At 41.5% G+C, this 14,396-nt stretch carries 14 protein-coding genes; 12 read left to right on the forward strand and 2 right to left on the reverse strand.

The annotated features are described in order from the left end of the window. Positions 1 to 41: 41 nt before the first annotated feature. Complete coding sequence (locus BUW93_RS01090; protein ID WP_081208347.1) at positions 42 to 791, reverse strand: SDR family NAD(P)-dependent oxidoreductase; 750 nt, start codon at positions 789 to 791, stop codon at positions 42 to 44. 164 nt (positions 792 to 955) lie between these two features. Here BUW93_RS01090 and BUW93_RS01095 point away from each other — a divergent pair, with 164 nt between their 5' ends. From BUW93_RS01095 to can, 12 genes are all read left to right on the forward strand, one after another. Then, positions 956 to 1,789 carry a DUF4382 domain-containing protein gene (locus BUW93_RS01095; protein WP_081208349.1) on the forward strand — a complete coding sequence of 278 codons (834 nt, stop codon included), beginning with the start codon at positions 956 to 958 and terminating at the stop codon, positions 1,787 to 1,789. Positions 1,790 to 1,946: 157 nt separating this feature from the next. Then, positions 1,947 to 2,951 carry an AAA family ATPase gene (locus BUW93_RS01100; RefSeq protein ID WP_081208351.1) on the forward strand — a complete coding sequence of 335 codons (1,005 nt, stop codon included), beginning with the start codon at positions 1,947 to 1,949 and terminating at the stop codon, positions 2,949 to 2,951. A 93-nt stretch (positions 2,952 to 3,044) separates the two neighbouring features. After that, positions 3,045 to 3,911: a DUF58 domain-containing protein gene (locus BUW93_RS01105; protein ID WP_081208353.1), complete on the forward strand. Its 867-nt coding sequence runs from the start codon at positions 3,045 to 3,047 to the stop codon at positions 3,909 to 3,911. 4 nt (positions 3,912 to 3,915) lie between these two features. Further along, positions 3,916 to 5,565, forward strand: a complete 1,650-nt coding sequence (locus BUW93_RS01110; RefSeq protein WP_081208355.1) for a DUF4381 domain-containing protein — start codon at positions 3,916 to 3,918, stop codon at positions 5,563 to 5,565. Next, complete coding sequence (locus BUW93_RS01115) at positions 5,565 to 6,569, forward strand: vWA domain-containing protein (protein ID WP_081208357.1); 1,005 nt, start codon at positions 5,565 to 5,567, stop codon at positions 6,567 to 6,569. Before BUW93_RS01110 ends, BUW93_RS01115 begins: the two co-directional genes overlap by 1 nt. Positions 6,570 to 6,574: 5 nt before the next feature. Further along, entirely contained in the window at positions 6,575 to 7,624 is a 1,050-nt protein-coding gene (locus BUW93_RS01120; protein ID WP_081208359.1) for a VWA domain-containing protein, read from the forward strand. Between the two features lies 1 nt (position 7,625). Beyond that, the gene (locus tag BUW93_RS01125) at positions 7,626 to 8,498 is read left to right on the forward strand and encodes a tetratricopeptide repeat protein (protein ID WP_081208361.1); all 873 of its coding nucleotides are present in this window, start codon (positions 7,626 to 7,628) and stop codon (positions 8,496 to 8,498) included. 47 nt (positions 8,499 to 8,545) lie between these two features. Further along, on the forward strand, positions 8,546 to 10,300 hold the full coding sequence (locus BUW93_RS01130; protein WP_081208363.1) for a BatD family protein: 1,755 nt from the start codon (positions 8,546 to 8,548) through the stop codon (positions 10,298 to 10,300). Between the two features lies 1 nt (position 10,301). Then, on the forward strand, positions 10,302 to 11,048 hold the full coding sequence (locus BUW93_RS01135; protein WP_081208365.1) for a tetratricopeptide repeat protein: 747 nt from the start codon (positions 10,302 to 10,304) through the stop codon (positions 11,046 to 11,048). A gap of 79 nt (positions 11,049 to 11,127) precedes the next feature. After that, positions 11,128 to 11,415, forward strand: a complete 288-nt coding sequence (locus BUW93_RS01140; RefSeq protein WP_081208367.1) for a hypothetical protein — start codon at positions 11,128 to 11,130, stop codon at positions 11,413 to 11,415. A gap of 162 nt (positions 11,416 to 11,577) precedes the next feature. Next, positions 11,578 to 13,140 (forward strand): SulP family inorganic anion transporter, encoded by a 1,563-nt coding sequence (locus tag BUW93_RS01145; RefSeq protein ID WP_081208369.1) that lies wholly within the window; start codon positions 11,578 to 11,580, stop codon positions 13,138 to 13,140. Between the two features lie 39 nt (positions 13,141 to 13,179). Next, complete coding sequence (can, locus tag BUW93_RS01150) at positions 13,180 to 13,815, forward strand: carbonate dehydratase (protein WP_081208371.1); 636 nt, start codon at positions 13,180 to 13,182, stop codon at positions 13,813 to 13,815. Positions 13,816 to 13,847: 32 nt separating this feature from the next. Here can and BUW93_RS01155 read toward each other — a convergent pair whose 3' ends face one another. Continuing rightward, a complete protein-coding gene (locus BUW93_RS01155; protein WP_081208373.1) occupies positions 13,848 to 14,393 on the reverse strand; it encodes a CvpA family protein in 546 nt (181 codons plus the stop codon). Positions 14,394 to 14,396: the final 3 nt, after the last annotated feature.

Consider the following 14,396-nt stretch of genomic DNA (forward strand, 5'->3'; position numbering starts at 1 on the left):
AATCTTTCTTTTATATTCTTATTATTGAAAAAAAGTAAACATTAATCTTTATTTACCGTAGTGCTGTTGGCCTGTGCAGTGGGCATTACCGTAAGATCGGCAATGTTTACATGCAAAGGACGGCTTATCATAAAGTATATTATTTCAGCAATATCCTGAGCTTCCAGAGCTTTATAGCCTTCGTAGACTTTTTTGGCCTTTTCTGTATTTCCCTTAAAACGCACCTCGCTGAATTCGGTTTGGGTAAGGCCGGGATTAACAGCGCCAACTTTTATCTTGTATTTATTCAGGTCTATCCGCATTCCCTGGTTAAGTGCGTCTACTGCATGTTTGCTGGCACAATATACATTCCCATTGGGGTAAACTTCTTTCCCGGCAGTAGAACCAATATTGATAATATGACCGTTTTTCCTTTCTATCATTCCCGGAATCACTGCCTTACTTACATATAAAAGGCCCTTTACATTAATGTCCAACATCGCATCCCAATCATCGGTATTACCGCTTTCAATGGGGTCCAGGCCATGGGCGTTCCCGGCATTATTGACCAGGATGTCTATTTTTTGAAATTTTTCGGGAAGTTGCCTGATATTTTTAAAGACTTCATCTTTATCCCGAACATCAAATCGTAGAACATGAACGGGAACCAGTGCCTGGAGTTCGTCCCTGAGTTTGGCCAGGCGATCCTTTCTTCTTCCGCAGATGATTAATTGTATATTTTCCCGGGCCAAAAGCCTTGCTGTGGCGCGGCCTATACCACTGGAAGCGCCGGTTATAAGAGCAGTTTTCATCGTAATTTTTTTGTTTTAAGGGTCTAACTTGTTAAATGATTGTTTGAGGCGTATTTATAAGATAGGGTTAAAGCCTGTTAAATTTCGTTAATTAAACATTATCAACAAAATGAAATACCTTCTTATCCGTTATCGAAGCAACGAACAATAAAAAAATTCTACTTATGAAAAGATCTTTTAAAAAATGGAGCCTGAAGCCCGCAATTTTTTTAGCGGTATTAGGCTTAGGTTTAACAAGTTGTAGTGACGATGATACCGATGAACCTATTGCGGAGGAAAACGCAAGAATAACTGTGAGAATGACAGATGCTCCCGGGGATTATGATGCTGTTACCGTTGATGTACAGGATGTAATGGTTCAGGTGGAAGCAGAACAGGGGGTAACCGATGAAGAAGGTTGGCTAAGCCTTGATGATGTTCAGGAAGGACAGTATAATCTGCTTGAGTTAACAGGTGGAATGACCCAGTTACTTGCAGATTCTGAAATCCCCGCCGGATTCGTTAGCCAGATAAGACTTGTGCTTGGACCGGATAATTTCGTTACCGTTGACGGGGTAGAACTGCCTTTGGCAACCCCAAGTGCAGAACAGTCGGGATTAAAATTAAATTTAAATCAGGAGCTGGAAGCAGGAGAGGAATATGAATTCCTTCTCGATTTTAATGTGGATGAATCTATCGTGACCACCGGAAATGGAGGTTTCATTCTAAAACCTGTAATCAGACTTTCGGCTTATGCCGATACTGGAGAGATTGTAGGGGAAGTACATCCTACCGAATTCAGCACATTGGTAAAAGCCACTAACGGAAGTCATACTGTTTCAGCATATACTGCCGAGACCGGGGAGTTCGTGTTACACGCCTTGCCTGCAGGAACTTATAAGGTGACCGTTACTCCCGAGGAAGCCAGTGGTTACTCTATGATCACCATTAATGATGTAGTTGTAGAAGCTGATGGAACCACCGATCTTGAAACTATTTTTCTTGATGGCACAGAATAAAAAAAATAAATCTTTACCTGTATTGATTTAACTGAAGGAGCGGCCTAAATGGCCGCTCTTTTTTTAACCATCTCTTAACAGCCAAAATGACAAAGATTTTTCAATTTGTGCGCATATTTAGAAGTATGTATATTCACTCCCGTTAAAAAAATTAAGAATGATAGAAAATGAAGCTTCGATAGATATTGCTAGCTTGAACGAGAAAATAGAGAGGGAGAGTGCTTTTGTGGATATCCTTACCACCGAAATGAACAAGGTGATTGTGGGCCAAAAGCATATGGTAGAACGCTTGCTTATCGGACTTTTAGGGCAGGGGCATATCTTGTTGGAAGGGGTTCCCGGCCTGGCTAAAACACTCGCCATAAATACCCTTTCCCAGGCTGTTCACGGTAACTTTAGCAGAATTCAATTTACCCCCGATCTTTTGCCGGCAGATGTTATAGGTACTATGATCTATAATATGAAACTGAATGATTTCAGCATAAAAAAAGGGCCTATTTTCGCTAATTTCGTGCTTGCCGATGAGATTAACAGGGCTCCAGCCAAGGTGCAGTCGGCTTTGTTGGAAGCTATGCAGGAAAAGCAGGTGACCATTGGAGAAGAAACCTTTACTTTGGATAAGCCATTTTTGGTAATGGCTACCCAAAACCCCGTAGAACAGGAAGGAACTTACCCGCTGCCTGAAGCACAGGTAGACCGGTTTATGCTAAAAACGGTTATTAGATATCCTCAGGTGGCCGAAGAACAGCTTATTATAAGATCGAATCTTAAAGGAGCTTTCCCGAAGGTAAATCCGGTGGTTAATCTGGAGCAAATCCTTCGGGCGCAGGAAGCTGTTCGGGAGGTTTATATGGACGAAAAAATAGAAAAATATATTCTGGATATCGTATTTGCCACCCGTACGCCTGAAAAGTATAAACTGGAAGAGATCAAACCCCTAATAAATTTTGGGGCGTCTCCCAGGGGAAGTATCAATTTGGCTATGGCGGCAAAATGTTATGCTTTTATTAAAAGGCGTGGCTATGTAATTCCTGAAGATGTTCGTGCGGTCGTACACGATGTGTTGCGCCACAGGATTGGAATTACCTACGAGGCCGAGGCTGAAAATATCACCTCAGAAGATATTATTAATAAAATCATTAATGAAATAGAAGTGCCTTAGACCTCCCTTCCCTTTTGGGACTTTTTCTGATTCACTTAATTACAAACCTTCAAATCTCTGCTTTCCTTGAAGCAGACTCGGGAAAGGGCTAAAATGGATACCAAAGAACTACTAAAAAAAGTACGCAAAATAGAGATAAAAACCCGCCGGTTGAGTGACCACGTGTTTGGTGGGGAATATCACTCGGCTTTTAAGGGTAGGGGAATGACCTTTAGCGAAGTAAGACAATACCAGTTTGGCGATGATGTAAGAAGTATAGACTGGAATGTTACCGCCCGTTATAGCGAGCCGTTTGTAAAGGTTTTTGAAGAAGAGCGCGAACTCACCTTAATGCTTATGGTAGATGTTTCGGGCTCCGAAATGTTCGGGACACAATCCCAGTTCAAAAAGGAAGTGATTACCGAAATTGCAGCAACCCTGGCTTTTTCTGCCACTCAGAATAACGATAAGATTGGCCTGATGCTCTTCACCGATAAGATTGAGCTTTATATTCCGCCGAAAAAAGGACGCTCTCACGTCCTGAGAATTATCAGAGAGCTTATAGAATTTAAACCGGAAGGCAAGAAAACCGATATTGCCGGAGCTTTAAAATACCTTTCTAATGTGCTAAAGAAAAAAGCTATTGTTTTTCTTCTGTCAGATTTTATTGCCGACGAATATCAGCATACCTTGAAGATTGCGGCGAATAAACACGACCTTACCGGGATAAGGGTGTACGATCGCAGAGAAGAAGAAATTCCAAATTTGGGCATTGTACAGATGCAGGATGAAGAAACAGGAGAATATCTCACAGTGAATACGGGCTCAAAAGCGGTTAGAAATAATTATGCTGAATTCTACCGGAAACGAAAGAATTATTTCACAGAGAGTTTTAGATTAAGTGGAGCAGGAACTATAGATACCAGGGTAGATGAAAGTTACGTAACCAAATTACTGGGCTACTTTAAACGCAGGGGTTAGAGAAATGATAAAATTAACTGAAAGGAAATATATAGAGGATAAAAGTAGCATGCCCTTATCAGGGGTTATTCTTTTTTTATTGATGCTCATTCCTGTATTTTCCTTTGCTCAGCAAACCCGGGTAGATGCTGAAATTGATACTTCAACAATAAAAATTGGAGAGCAGATCCTTTACAGCATTCAAGTGGAAACCGATTCTTCAAACCTGGTTGTTTTTCCCGAAGGAGATAGTTTTTCTCCTATGGAAGTGGTTGAGAGTTTTAAAGCCGATACCACAAAGCTGGAAGCTCGTTTCAGACTTCTTAAAGAATACAGTCTCACTCAATTCGATTCCGGAAGCTATGTAATCCCCCGGCAAAAAGTTATTATTAACCAGCGTGAATTTTTTACTGATTCAATGCTGATTGAGGTGGCCGATGTAGTAGTAGATACCACCCGGCAGAAAATGTATCCCATAAAGCCTTCGGTAGAAGTGCCGGGGAGTTTCAAAATACCCTCCTGGGTCTGGTGGGTTTTGGTTATTCTTCTTTTGGCCGGGCTTGTTTTTTATCTCTACAGAAAAAAACAGAAAAAAGAGGCAGAAAAAGAGCTTCCACCTTATGAACAGGTAATCCTTGAGTTGCAGCAGCTTGATAATTCAAGCTTGCTGGAGCAGAGAGAAGTTAAGGAGTATTATTCGCAACTTACATTTTCTGCCAGAAAATATTTAGATCGGGAAGTCTATGATCGTGCTCTGGAAAGTACCACTTCAGAGTTGATAGCCTATCTCGAGCTAAATAAAAATGCGGGGAAACTTCAGCTGGACGAAAAAACCATCCAGGACCTTAAGGTGATCCTTAGCCGTGCCGACCTGGCCAAATTCGCGAATTCCAGACCTGATGTAATTACCGCCAAATCAGATAGGTCCAGGGTAGGTGATATAATAGAAGAAGTAAAAGCTTCCATCCCGGAGCCTTCCGAAGAAGAAATTAGGAAAGATGAGGCTTCCCAGGAAACCCGGGAAAGAAAGAGAAAACAAAAAAGAGTGATAATAGCTGCGGTTTTGGCCTCACTTTTAATAATTGGATCTTTTACAACGTTTATCATATCTAAAGGGTTTTATGAGGTTAGAGACAGCCTCCTGGGACATCCAACCAAAGAGTTGTTGGAAGGGGAATGGATTCGAAGTGAATATGGAAACCCTTCAGTTTTAATTACTACTCCCGAGGTTTTAATAAGGACAGAATTAGATCTTCCGGAGGAAACAAAACAAATGATGCTGGGTAGTGAAACCTTTGTATATGGCAGCCCGGTTAGTAATTTTTATACTTCCCTCACCACGGTGAAATTCAGTGGGGAAACAGATTTTGATCTGGAAAAATCTGTGGATGGTATTTATACAATGCTTGAACAACAGGGAGCTCGTAATATTATAATGAAGGAAGAAGAATTTAGTACCTTAAGTGGAGTTGAGGGAATAAAGATCTTCGGAACTTTGGAAATTGAGGATCCTGTAACCGGCAGAGCGGTAACCAACACCTATGAAATTCTGAATTTCGTTGAAAACAGTGGTTTCGAACAAATTATGGTGATATATAATGAAGGTGATACCTATGCTGAGGAGATTTCGAAACGCCTCATCGATTCGGTGGAATTTAATAAAGAAAGCAACTAATGTTCAATAATGTCACTTTCGAGAATCCTGAGTTTTTCTGGCTGCTGCTTTTACTGCTGCCGGCTATAGGCTGGTATTTTTGGAAACGGCACCGTCAAACTGCCGAATTAAAGATCTCCAGTCTGGGGGGATTCAAAGCCAAAAGCTCGATACTGGCAAAATTAAGACCAATACTCCTGGTATTACGGCTTCTTGCGCTGGCACTCATAATTGTTGCGATGGCTCGCCCCCGAACGGTAGATGTATCAACCAGAAGCAGCAGTACTCAGGGAATAGATATTATTATTGCCGTAGACGTATCGGCAAGTATGCTTGCACGTGATCTTCAGCCAAACCGGCTGGATGCAACTAAGGAGGTGGCCATAGAATTTGTAAAAGGTAGACCTGCCGACAGATTAGGCCTGGTTTTGTACGCGGGAGAGAGCTACACCAAAACCCCGGTTACCAGCGATAAAGGTATCGTGATGCGGGCTTTGGAAGAGATAGAATACAACGATATTTTAGAGAATGGCACTGCCATTGGTTCGGGCTTAGCAACCTCGGTTAACCGTTTAAAAGACAGTGAAGCAAAAAGTAAGGTGATAATTTTGTTGACCGATGGGGTTAATAATTCGGGCTTTATAGATCCTAAAGTGGCCAGTGAGCTCGCAGTGGAATATGGGATAAAAACCTATACCATTGGTGTTGGTAGCAATGGTACAGCCTTGTCACCAATTGGGATTTTACCCAATGGCAGATTTCAATATGGGAATGTGCAGGTAGAGATAGATGAAGAATTATTGAAACAAATAGCAGCCGATACCGGCGGTAAATATTTTCGGGCTACCAACAATGAAAAGCTGGAAGAGATCTACGAAGAAATAGATAGCCTGGAAAAAACTGAAATAGAAGAATTCAGATATTATAATTATGATGAAAAATTCCGGCCTTTGGTTTTGCTGGCAGGAGCTTTGCTATTATTTGAAATATTGCTAAGGTATACGCTATTCAGGAGTTTTATTTAAAGAGTATGTTGTTAGAAGAGAAAATATATTTTTGGTTATTGCTGGCGCTTCCGGTGGTCCTGCTCGTTTTCCTGGCCTACAGGATCTGGCAGAAACGCATTCGCAGGAAATTCGCCAATCCTTCCATGTTTTCTCAGCTTAGCCCAAACCGCTCGGTTTTTAAACCCTGGCTTAAAATCTTGCTTATTCTTTTAGCTTTGGGAAGTTTGGTAATTGCGATGGTTAATCCGAAGATTGGTTCTCAAATGGAAACCGTGAAGCGGGAGGGAGTAGACATTGTTTTTGCTATAGATGTTTCCAAAAGTATGGAAGCCGAGGATATTGCCCCTAACCGACTTGATAAATCCAAGCAATTGGTGCGACAGATACTGGACAACCTGGGGAGTGACCGTGTAGGGCTTATCGCCTATGCGGGAAGTGCTTTTCCGCAATTACCGATCACCACCGATTATGCTTCGGCAAAAATGTTTTTACAGGCATTAAATACCGATATGATCTCCTCCCAGGGAACGGCAATTAGCGAGGCGATTAAACTGGCTACTACTTTTTATGATGAGGATAGCCAGACAAACAGGATGCTCTTTATTATTAGTGACGGGGAAGACCACGAAGGAAATACCGAAGATATTGCTGAAGAGGCTGCCAACGCAGGAATTAGGGTTTTTACCATTGGTGTAGGGACAGAGAAAGGCGGGCCTATTCCTATTAAACGCAATAATGTAATTCAGAATTACAAAAAGGATGCCCAGGGCGAAACGGTTATTACCAAATTAAATTCAGAGACCTTAAGGAGTATAGCCTCTGAAACCAATGGAAAATATATAGATGGTAGGGTGACTTCAGAGGTGATAACCCAGGTGATGGACGCCCTTCAGGATATTGAAAAAACCGAATTCGAAGCGAGGCAATTTGCTGAGTATAAATCGCAATTTCAATGGTTTTTAGGTTTGGCCGTAATTTTGCTGTTATTGGATATCTTCCTGTTGGAGCGAAAAACCGCCTGGGTGAGGAAGCTTAACTTGTTTAATGAGCGAAATAAAAAGGAGGAGAAATAGGATGAGCTACCGTTTGAACATAATAAAAGCTGTTTTGATGTTGTTGATAATATTTTTCGGGTTGCAGGTAAAAGCCCAGGAAAACAACAGCAAAGACCAGGCTGAAGCCGAAATTTATTTACAGGAGGCCGAGGATGCTCTTTCAGAAAATGATTTTGCAGCTGCGGAAGCCGCATATCGTAAAGCCATAGCCAAAGACCCGGGCAACCCTACAGCAAAATATAATTTGGGAAACCTCTATTATAACAAAGAAAAACCAGCTGAAGCCGGGGAACGGCTAAATCAGGCTGGAGAAATCGCCGATTCGAAAGAAACAAAACATAAAGCCTTCCATAATTTAGGGAATTCCTTTATGAGACAGAAAAAATATAAGGAGGCTGTAAAGGCTTATAAGGAGGCCCTTAGAAATAATCCCAGCGATGAGGAAACCCGTTATAATCTTGCCTTAGCCAAGAAGATGCTGGAAGAAGAACAGCAACAACAGGATGAACAGGATGATGGCGAGGGAGGTGATAACCAGGATCAGGATCAGGAAGAAAATCAGGAGCAGCAGGAAGACCAGGAAAACCAGGGAGGTGATGGTGAAAATGAGCAGGAATCAAAAGATCAGGGAGAAGAGGAAGAAAAGAAAGATGAGGGAGAACAGCAGGAAGATGAAAATGAAGACGAAGGGGACCAGGAACAGGAGCAGCAGGAAGAGGGTGACCAGCAAGAGCAACCACAAGCACAACCTCAACCACAGCAAGGACAACTGTCTCCAGAGCAGATAAAAAGCTTGCTGGAAGCCATGAATAATGAAGAACGAAAAGTTCAGGATAAAATAAATGCCGAAAAGGCAAAAGGTGCCAAAGTGAAGACTGATAAAGATTGGTAAAATTTTTGCAGAAAAGAAAGCCGGGAAAACAGGGTTTTTAAAGCAATATGAAATTAAAATATCTATTTATAAGCATTTTATTTCTAATGGCCGCCGGCGTGCAGGCCCAGGTAAAATTTGAAGCGAAGGTTAGCAAAAACAAGCTTGGGGTTAATGAACGTTTGAGGGTTGATTTTGAAATGAATAAAGATGGCGATAACTTCAGACCGCCATCATTTGCAGGATTCACCGTGGTAGGGGGACCAAACCAATCGGTGAGCCAGAGTTTTGTGAATGGAAAACGTTCCTATTCTAAAACCTATTCTTTTTTTCTTCAACCAAAATCAAGGGGGAATAAAACCATTGGCCAGGCAGAGATCATCATAGATGAAACCACCTATAAAACCTCCCCCGTAGATATTGAGGTGACAGCTGCTGTAGAAAAACCTACCGATGGTAATGATGCCGAAATTGTGGCAGCCGAAAACCTCCATTTAATCGCTGAAGTCTCAAAAGCTGATCCCTACCTTAATGAGGCAGTTACCGTAGTGTATAAGTTATATGTGAGCCCCAATATAAGTGTTAGCGACTGGCGCGAGGTAGACAGTCCTAATTTTACCGATTTCTGGAGTCAGAACATAGATATCAGGGAATTAAGAGTAGAAAATGGCGAATATAAGGGGGAACCCTATCGCTATGTGGAACTGCGCAAAAGTATACTTTATCCGCAGAAGACGGGAGAGCTGGAAATAGAACCGCTTACCCTTTCTATTTCGGTAGATGTTCCCGGAGAGCGCAGAGATCTTTTTGGTCGGCGATTGTATAAAACGATTAATAAAACCGTGAGTTCCAGCACCAGGACACTGGATGTGAAACCTCTCCCTGAGGAGGGGAAACCCCTAAGTTTCACCGGGGCTGTGGGGAATTTCAGTTTTGATGTTAAAGCCAGCAAAACCGAATTAGATGCCTCTGAATCACTACAGGCCACTGTGGAGGTAAAAGGGAATGGAAACTTAAATCTCTTTGAACTTCCTGTTCTGGAATTACCCTCTTCTCTCGAGGTCTATGACCCTGAACGAAGCGAGAATGTGAATGTTAGTTTAAGAGGACAGGAAGGAACCATTTCAGAAAATTACACCATAGTTCCCACTCAAAAAGGGAAATATCCTATTAAACCGGTAAATTTTTCATATTTCAATCCTAAAACCGAATCTTATCACAGCCTTTCTTCTGAAGAGATTCTTATTGATGTAAAACGCGGTCCTGCAGCTTCTTCCATTGCAGGAAGACAGGGAGGTAGTAAGGCCGTGGCTTTGCCTTCAGATCAGTTCAGGTATATAAAACTAAAACCAAATTTAAAGCCCATTGAACAGTCTTCATTTTTTAATTCCCCTGTATTCTGGGGTAGCCTGGCCCTTCCAATAATTGCAATTCCCTTGCTTATTTTCTTCGGAAGAAAAAGGCTGGAAATAGCTGGCGATGAAAAAGGAAAACGCATAAAAAAAGCTGACAGATTGGCCAGGAAGTATCTTTCGGAAGCAAAGAAAAAATTAGGTGATCAGAAAGAGTTCTATGAAGCGCTGGAGCGTTCTTTACATAATTACCTTAAGGCTAAACTCCATATCCAGACGGCAGAGATGAGTAAGGAGAAAATAAGTGCGATCTTAAAGGAAAAGGGCATTAATGATGAAGATATTATGGCTTTCACCAATTTGTTGAAAAGTTGTGAATTCGCGAGATATACGCCAGCTTCGCAAGTAAGTATGGAACAGGATTACGATAAGGCCGTTACAGTAATTTCAACCCTCGATAAACAGCTTTGATATGAAAAATTTAATCTACATCATATTTTTTATTTCCTGGGTTATGCCGGCCCAGAACGAAGCACTTTTCGAAAAGGCCAATTCCCAATACGCTGAAGGGAATTATGAGGAAGCAATCTCTCTGTACGAACAGATTATTGAAAATGACGAGACATCGGTCCCGGTTTATTATAATTTGGGTAATTCTCATTATAAACTTAATAATGTGGGACCCAGTATCTATTACTATGAAAAAGCTCTCCAACTTGATCCCAATGATGAGGATGTACAAAACAATCTGGATTTTGCCCGTAATATGACCTTGGATGCTATTCCCGACGCGGAAGCCACCGGTTTTTCCGCGTCCATTAATGAGCTTATCTCCATGTTTTCCTATAATACCTGGGGCGTTATGGCTATAATTGGTTCGGTGTTGCTTGCAGTTTTCTTTGTGATATATTATTTCCATCCCCAAACCTTAGCTAAGCGAATCTTTTTTAGTGGAGCTGTTTTTATGTTCATTATGATGGCGGTATCAGTGTTTTTTGCCTTTAAACAGCAGGACCACCAACTAAATAATGAATTTGCGATTATTTATGTAGAAGAGGCTGAAGTGAGAAATGAGCCAAGTCAACGAGCCGGGAATACTTTCACACTTCACGAAGGCACCAAGGCCAGGGTGCTTGAAGACTTTCAAGGCTGGGTTAAACTGGAACTAGCCAATGGGACCCAGGGTTGGACCCTCCATGAAAACCTGAGGAAACTATAAGGAGACTTGATATCTGCTTAACGATAAATTATCGTTAAGGTCTATTGTTATTCTTAGAAGAAGCCTATTTTTGCCCAAAGTGAAAAAAACAGCTTACATACTTGCCTTTTTATTCGTGACCTTTCTGGCTACTCCAAGTTTTGTGGTCTTGATAGATAAATCGGCAGATGTTTCTATGGCCTTTAGTGTAAACGAAGAAGAGAGTTCTAAAACCCAGATAAATCTTGAATTTAACCTGGAAGAAACTCATTCAAATTACCTTAGTATTCACTTTCTTCAGGAACAGAAGAACCCGGGACATTACTATACCGAGGCTTATCCGGTGGTTTTTCTCGATGTTATCTCACCTCCACCTAAACAGGTTTAATCTTACTATTTATTGAGGATTATATGGTATTCCCGTTTTTTAATGGGGATAAATGATAGTGATGCAATCTTTTCAGATTGTAAACATCCTCTAATTTTTCATTTTTCAATTTTAAAGTAAGCTTTAAGGAGGTTTTTAAATCTCCTTTCAAAACCTGTATATATGTTTAAACATTTTAATAAAGATTTTCCTGCCAGTATAGTTGTATTTTTCGTTGCCCTTCCTTTGTGTTTGGGTATTGCCCTGGCCAGTGGTGCGCCACTTTTTTCCGGTTTAATCGCCGGTATGGTCGGTGGGATAGTTGTGGGTGCTCTTTCTGGGGCACAGCTTGGAGTAAGTGGCCCGGCAGCCGGGCTGGCGGTTATTGTACTTAGTGCCATCGAAAGCCTTGGAGCATTCGAAAGTTTTTTACTAGCGGTAGTAATCGCGGGAGCTTTCCAGATTATTCTTGGCGTCTTAAAAGCCGGAATCATCGGTTATTATTTTCCTTCCTCAGTGATCAAAGGAATGCTGGCCGGGATTGGAATCACCATTGCGATTTCACAAATCCCTAATGTGTTTGGCCTTAATGGCGCAAACCTTGAATTTTTCAATTATAGCGACGGAATTATTGCTGCTTTTGGGCAGTTTGCACAAATGATTTCTCCAGGGGCTGTTATTCTTACTCTTGTGGCTTTAACCATCCTTCTTTCATGGGAGAATATTCTGGTGCATAAACATAAGATCTTCAAACTGGTGCCGGGATCTCTGGTGGCTGTGGCGTTTGGGGTCCTGTATTATCTGCTTGTTCCCGCAGGAACATTTGGAATAGGTGACAGCCAATTGGTAGCCGTGCCCGTGCCAGATGACGTTTCTTCCTTCTTTGCTCAATTCACGTTACCCGATTTTACTCAAATTGGAAATTCTGAAGTCTGGATCGTAGCCATTACCATCGCTATTGTCGCCAGTTTGGAAACACTTTTAAGTGTGGAGGCCATTGACAAGATTGATCCTGAAAAAAGGACCACTCCTACAAATAGGGAGCTTTTTGCCCAGGGGACAGGAAATATGGTTTCAGGTTTTATTGGGGGCTTGCCTATCACCCAGGTAATAGTTAGGAGCTCGGCGAATACGCAATCTGGCGGAAAAACAAAACTGTCAACTATAATGCACGGATTTCTAATCCTGGGGTCTATCATTGCCATACCCAGCCTGCTTAATATGATTCCTCTTGCCGTACTGGCAGCCGTACTATTAATAGTAGGATATAAACTGGCAAAACCTGCTTTGTTTAAACAAATGTATACTTTAGGGAAATCCCAGTTTTTACCCTTCGTGATAACAGTAGCCGGAGTAGTGTTTACCGATCTTCTCATGGGAATTGGACTTGGACTATTAGTAGGGATATCTGTTATTCTAATTAATAGTTATAAAAACTCCCATTTTCTTCATAAAGAAGGTTTTGATATTCCTGACGGACAATATCAAATCACCCTGGCCGAAGAAGTTACATTCCTGAATAAAGGAGCAATAATCCGGGAGCTTAATGCGCTGCCTGAAGGTGCAACCGTACGTCTGGATGTTTCAAAGACCCGGGTACTGGATTATGATATCCTGGAAATTCTTGATGAATTCGCTATCAAAGCAAGAAGAAAAAATATCACTATTAAACTAATTTCAGACCGGGGTACTGTGGAGAATCCTGATAGTTATCGAAAATTCTTTGGACTGGATATGCCTGTTTAAACTAATTATACTAATTTAATTACTTAAAAAATTTTAGCTATGGACGCATTTTATAAAAAACTTAAAGAAAACAATAAAAAGTGGGTAGAAAGCCAATTAAGCGAAGATCCCAATTATTTCAAAAAACTGGCTGAAGGTCAGCAACCGCCGGTTCTGTGGATAGGTTGTGCCGATAGCCGTGTGCCGGCCAACCAGATCATTGGTGCAGAGCCGGGAGAGGTTTTTGTACACCGTAATATTGCCAATATGGTTGTGCACAGCGATATGAATATGCTTAGCGTACTCGATTATGCAGTGAATGCCCTTAAGGTTAAACACGTGATTGTTTGTGGTCACTATGGCTGTGGTGGCGTTGCGGCTGCCATGGGTCACGAAACAATTGGTCTTATCGATAACTGGCTAAGACATATTAAAGATGTCTACAGGCTTCATAAGGATGAGCTTGATGCCATTGAAGATGAAAAGGAGCGTCAGGATAGATATGTTGAGCTTAATGTTAAGGAACAGGTTTACGATCTTTCCAAGACTTCAATTGTACAGGGTGCATGGCAAAAGGGACAAGGTTTACAGTTGCACGGCTGGGTGTACGGAGTAGGCTCGGGGATAATCAAAGACCTTAATGTAACTGTTGAGAACAACAGTCAGTTGGAAGGCATTTATCAGTTGAATATATAATCGATCTTAAATTTTCTCTATTGGAGGTCCGGTTAATCCCGGGCCTCTTTTTCTTCAGTGAGTTCGTCAAAACCCTCTAAGAGATCGTGTTTTTGGGCTTCCCTTAAAATAGAAGGTAAGAAGATGGGGGCAATACTCTCGATGGGCCCATACAGCACCGATTGCTCCAGGATTTCTTCAGAAACGATATCAATTTCTTCATTGGTAGCCTTAAAGAACATTATGACCACACTGGCCAGAAAAGCAACTTTAATTAAACCAAAAGCACCTCCCAGGAATTTATTAACCAAACCTAATGCTGCAAAACCGGCAATTTTAGTGAGTACTTTCCCCGCGAGGGAGATAAGAAATACGATTAAAACAAAGGTGATAGCGAAAGCGATTAGGTTTACATATTGAGTATCCCAACCCATTTTTTCTGAAAAGAAGTCGGCCAGAAGATGAGAGAAATGTATTGCTCCATATATTCCAACAAAAATGCCAACCAGAGAGGCTACCTCTGCCAGCAAACCTCGGAAAAAACCTCTAACCAACCCGTACACCAAGATTAGGGCAAGCACAATATCAATTGTATTCATACA

Origin of the sequence: Salegentibacter sediminis (genome assembly GCF_002078605.1) — a bacterium.
GTDB lineage: Bacteria > Bacteroidota > Bacteroidia > Flavobacteriales > Flavobacteriaceae > Salegentibacter > Salegentibacter sediminis.